Source organism: Ruminococcus sp. 5_1_39BFAA, assembly GCF_964240875.1.
Classification (GTDB): Bacteria; Bacillota; Clostridia; order Lachnospirales; family Lachnospiraceae; genus Blautia_A.
Genome location: NZ_CAXSVO010000072.1, coordinates 1 through 3,035 on the forward strand (window position 1 = coordinate 1; position 3,035 = coordinate 3,035).

A 3,035-nucleotide genomic window follows, 5' to 3' on the forward strand; every position below is an offset into this window, starting at 1 on the left:
AACAGCAAAAATCGCTGCAGCCCAGTAAATATAAGGGATGCAGCGATTTTTTCTTTTGTTAACTGTCAAAGATGGGAATTTAGCAAGTCAACGAAAACACCCTTTTTCCATTTGCGAATAATGCAAGGTCGTGAGGTACAATCTATTACAGAATGGGAGGTGAAGGCGATGTATGAAGATTTTGTCCCGGAACGGCTGGCAAAGCTGCGGACACAGAAAGGCGTATCTGCGCGCGATATGTCTCTATCGTTAGGACAGGCAAACAACTACATCAACAACATTGAAAACAAAAAGTCACTTCCCGCCATGCAGTCTTTTTTCTATATCTGTGAATACCTGGGTGTAACACCGCAGGAATTCTTTGATGAGGGTAACACCTGCCCCGAAGCCTTGCGGGAATTTATCGCAGAGGCGAAACAGCTCGACTCCAAATCCATGCAGTATATCCTCGGTATTATGAAAGAACTCAATAGCAGAAAGTAAGCGGTCACGGTGCTGGCCGCTTTATTTGTAAATTTTTTTCGTACCCCTTGCATAAATCCCACAAAGTGGATATACTATAAGTAAGAAAGTAAGAATTTCCTACTTTCAAACTTAAAGCAAAGGAGATGATCGTATGCTGGCCGAATTGCGTCAAAAAGCCCAGGTCACAATTCCAAAGGAAATCATCGTTAAACTCGGTCTGTCCGAAGGCGATAAACTGGACATCTTCGAGAAGGACGGTTCCATCTGCATCATGCCGGTGGTTGTCTACCCCAAAAAATATTTAAGCGAGCTTAAAGAAGAAATCGGGGATGTAAAAGCAAAAATCGCATCCGGGGAGCAGCCTGTCTTTGACAGCGTGGACGCCCTGTTTGACAAATTGGAGGCGGAATGATGGCGTATGAGTTTACCTTTACGCCCCGTTTCCAAAAGCATTTTAAGGGTCTGACCGTACAGGAGAAGAAGCAGCTTAAAAACAAGCTGGAACTTCTGGCCGAAAATCCTTCCCATCCGTCGCTGCGCACTAAACGCATCCAGGGAACCACGGATCTTTTTGAGTGCAGCGTCAACATGGACATCCGCATTATCTGGTATTACGAAGGCGACAAAATGATTATCCTGGTGGACGTAGGGCATCACGACATATTAAAGCAGTTTTAAGCAGCAGGGCGGTACGCTATGACAGTGTACCGCCTTTTGCTGCCTTCTGCCTTTCTTTTATTGTACCCTGCAATCTTCCTGATATGCCCAATCTCACTACCGGCGATAATTCCCTAATTACTCTCTAAAAGTCACTTTTTTATTTTCCTGTACTTCCAAATCCGCCTGTGCCGCGCTGCTCGCCAAGTTCGGTAACAAAATCCGCGATCACAACCGGGGTGATCACAAGCTGGCCCACGCGGGAGCCTTTGGAAAGCTCCTGCGTCTGATTGCTTACATTACTGATGATCGCATGGATTTCCCCACGGTAGCCGGAATCCACAGGAGGCAGTTCACAGACCAGCCCTTTTACCGCCATGCTGGTACGTGGGAACACATAGCCCGCATAGCCGTCCGGCACTTCAATCCCGAATCCAAGAGGAACCTTTGCGATCTCTCCCGGCTGCAAAGTACAGTCATAGGGCATGTAAACATCCGCGCCGGCATCGTTCCCATGCGGACGGAAAGGGCGGCGGCCCTCCGGCACGCCAAAGTCAATCAATTTGATCTTCATGCGCGCCTCCTTCCGAAAGTGCCGGATAGTCCGCTTTCAGAAGATCCTCCGGCGTTATATCCGCGTCTATTTTTCTGCCGCAGGCCATTTTCCCCTCCAGGCATTTGTCCCGTTGGCAGAACGATCCTGTAAGGCCAGGGGCAAACAGCGCCGGGCTTAAAGCATAAAGCTCCTGCCAGATTTCCAGGAGCACGATCCGGGTTTCGTCCGTATTGCGCCGGCATACCCGCTGGCCGATGATGTGTTTCCACTGATAGGGCGTGGCGCTGATAATCAGCACATTCCGAAGCCCCTGGGGTGTGGCATAGCCCGCCGCGTCATGGCCGATTCCCTCGGCACACAGCTTTTCGTAACAGTCCATACCTTCGTGACAGCTTTTTAAGTACAGTTCCCGGACCGCAGCCGGGGCGGCCAGAATCTCATAGGGTACGGCAAAATCCGCCTGCCCCGCATAATTGCTGTACTGTAAGGACGCGCTCATAAACTTTACTTCGTTCTGATGGCGCGTGATCTGCGACAGGAACCGCCTGCTTGCCCCCACAACAGCAACGGTGATCACCGCAAATTTCTGAACCGTGGGGTGCGGAAGGCCGCTGATTGCCGCCACGGTATTCTCGCTGAATGATTTTTCATAAAGGGCCATCAGATCATCCATTGTGGCGATCTGGTGGCCCCTTTGCGTGAGCCGGGCGGCAAAGACCATGTTTTTCTCGGCCTCTGCAACCGCCTGGCAGTTCAAAATCTTCACTTCAATTTGGTTGATTGGTATGTCCCTCCTTTACAATAGCTTTCAGTAAGAACAGATAGTTGAGGCTGTCTGTGATCTTTTCATTCCATGTGCTTATATCATAATCCGTATCACCGTCAAAGCACATGTCATACAGGGAAACGATATGCTTCGCCAGCATACCGGCAAGGGCACGCTCCGGCGTGGTGTGCTGCAAAGCTGCCGCCGCCTTAAAAGCCCCCAGCCGGTCCGTATCGTCCCCGGTGTATTCTTTGGTTTTCTTTTGCAGAGTGTCAGCGCAGAGCTGCACCTGCTCGTCAAATACGGCATTGACTTCCTTTTGTGTGATATGGCATCCCTCCTTTGAAAATGAACTGTCCCGAATTTTGTCTATTATTCGGGACAAATTTATATAAAGTTCCCGGCATTATGCGCTGGGAAGGTAGATCCAGTCGTGCATCAGGCACACGCTGGGTTCGTCCTCCCTGGGAACCAGGCGGTAGGTACATTCCCCGTACACGGTCCGTTTGTCCTCAATGTTGGACAGCGAATTGAGAGAGACGCAAACGGCAAATTATTTTTCCGCTTTTCAAATAATCGACCGCGCAGTCT

The 3,035-nt window shown here is 49.9% G+C and carries 6 protein-coding genes; 3 read left to right on the forward strand and 3 right to left on the reverse strand.

Translation table 11 applies throughout. The features are described 5' to 3' along the window. Positions 1 to 168: 168 nt before the first annotated feature. The 3 genes from ACESZH_RS23645 (at position 169) to ACESZH_RS23655 (ending at position 1,143) form a co-directional block, all read left to right on the forward strand. The gene (locus ACESZH_RS23645) at positions 169 to 483 is read left to right on the forward strand and encodes a helix-turn-helix domain-containing protein (protein WP_033143530.1); all 315 of its coding nucleotides are present in this window, start codon (positions 169 to 171) and stop codon (positions 481 to 483) included. Positions 484 to 616: 133 nt separating this feature from the next. After that, a complete protein-coding gene (locus tag ACESZH_RS23650) occupies positions 617 to 877 on the forward strand; it encodes an AbrB/MazE/SpoVT family DNA-binding domain-containing protein (RefSeq protein WP_033143531.1) in 261 nt (86 codons plus the stop codon). After that, positions 874 to 1,143 (forward strand): type II toxin-antitoxin system mRNA interferase toxin, RelE/StbE family, encoded by a 270-nt coding sequence (locus ACESZH_RS23655; protein WP_006861304.1) that lies wholly within the window; start codon positions 874 to 876, stop codon positions 1,141 to 1,143. Before ACESZH_RS23650 ends, ACESZH_RS23655 begins: the two co-directional genes overlap by 4 nt. Before the next feature lie 139 nt (positions 1,144 to 1,282). On the opposite strand, the gene ACESZH_RS23660 is transcribed toward ACESZH_RS23655, so the two are convergent. From ACESZH_RS23660 to ACESZH_RS23670, 3 genes are read right to left on the reverse strand one after another with little or no spacing between them, the layout of a single operon-like run. After that, the gene (locus ACESZH_RS23660) at positions 1,283 to 1,696 is read right to left on the reverse strand and encodes a dUTP diphosphatase (RefSeq protein WP_006861303.1); all 414 of its coding nucleotides are present in this window, start codon (positions 1,694 to 1,696) and stop codon (positions 1,283 to 1,285) included. Further along, on the reverse strand, positions 1,677 to 2,459 hold the full coding sequence (locus ACESZH_RS23665; protein WP_373219540.1) for an FAD-dependent thymidylate synthase: 783 nt from the start codon (positions 2,457 to 2,459) through the stop codon (positions 1,677 to 1,679). The genes ACESZH_RS23660 and ACESZH_RS23665 overlap by 20 nt, the downstream gene beginning before the upstream one ends. Further along, a complete protein-coding gene (locus tag ACESZH_RS23670; protein ID WP_227977114.1) occupies positions 2,446 to 2,829 on the reverse strand; it encodes a hypothetical protein in 384 nt (127 codons plus the stop codon). Before ACESZH_RS23670 ends, ACESZH_RS23665 begins: the two co-directional genes overlap by 14 nt. Between the last annotated feature and the right edge of the window lie 206 nt (positions 2,830 to 3,035).

What these genes read in the sequence shown, in the direction of transcription:
- ACESZH_RS23645 (WP_033143530.1), top strand. Translation starts at nt 169, where the DNA reads ATGTATGAAGATTTTGTCCCGGAACGGCTGGCAAAGCTGCGGACACAG.
- ACESZH_RS23650 (WP_033143531.1), top strand. Translation starts at nt 617, where the DNA reads ATGCTGGCCGAATTGCGTCAAAAAGCCCAGGTCACAATTCCAAAGGAA.
- ACESZH_RS23655 (WP_006861304.1), top strand. Translation starts at nt 874, where the DNA reads ATGATGGCGTATGAGTTTACCTTTACGCCCCGTTTCCAAAAGCATTTT.
- ACESZH_RS23660 (WP_006861303.1), bottom strand. Translation starts at nt 1,696, where the DNA reads ATGAAGATCAAATTGATTGACTTTGGCGTGCCGGAGGGCCGCCGCCCT.